Raw genomic sequence first — 633 nt, 5'->3', positions numbered from 1 at the left:
ATCCCAATATGTCAATGTACGGTTGTTGTGGAGAATAAGGGATTCGAACCCTTGACCCCCTGCGTGCAAGGCAGGTGCTCTAGCCAGCTGAGCTAATTCCCCGTGCTTAATGACGAGTTACGAATTACGAATTACGATTTACGCTATTCGTCTCTCTTCAGCTCCTAGAATTTCCTTCTTTAGCTTGTAGTCCCAGGCAGACTCGAACTGCCGACCTCTACATTATCAGTGTAGCGCTCTAACCAGCTGAGCTATGAGACTATTTTATAATGACGAGGAACGAATTACGAATTACGAATTACGAGAGACGAATTACGAATTACGAATTACGAGGAACGAATTACGAATTACGCCTCTGTATTAATCGTTCTCTATCATTATCAGTCGGTTTTTGTTGTCAGCAAGATTTAAAGAATGGGTGTCCTATATCGTTAGGAACTCTTAATAACTTTATGTTCGTCATTCGTCGTTCGTAACTCGTCTTTAAATTTCGGTTTTCTCTAGAAAGGAGGTGTTCCAGCCGCACCTTCCGGTACGGCTACCTTGTTACGACTTAGCCCCAGTCACTAGTTTTACCCTAAACAGCTCCTTGCGGTGACCGTCTTCAGGTACCCCCAGCTTCCATGGCTTGAC

At 44.2% G+C, this 633-nt stretch carries 2 tRNA genes and 1 rRNA gene; all 3 read right to left on the bottom strand.

The annotated features are described in order from the left end of the window. Positions 1–28 precede the first annotated feature (28 nt). Positions 29–102, bottom strand: a tRNA-Ala gene (locus JMN12_RS15090). Between the two features lie 85 nt (positions 103–187). Beyond that, positions 188–261, bottom strand: a tRNA-Ile gene (locus tag JMN12_RS15085). 243 nt (positions 262–504) lie between these two features. Then, positions 505–633 (bottom strand): 16S ribosomal RNA (locus JMN12_RS15080); the annotation flags it as partial.

This window comes from Capnocytophaga genosp. AHN8471 (assembly GCF_016806945.1).
Classification (GTDB): domain Bacteria; phylum Bacteroidota; class Bacteroidia; order Flavobacteriales; family Flavobacteriaceae; genus Capnocytophaga; species Capnocytophaga periodontitidis.
The sequence above is the reverse complement of the archived record's forward strand: the minus strand, read 5'-3'. Positions and strand labels throughout refer to the sequence as shown.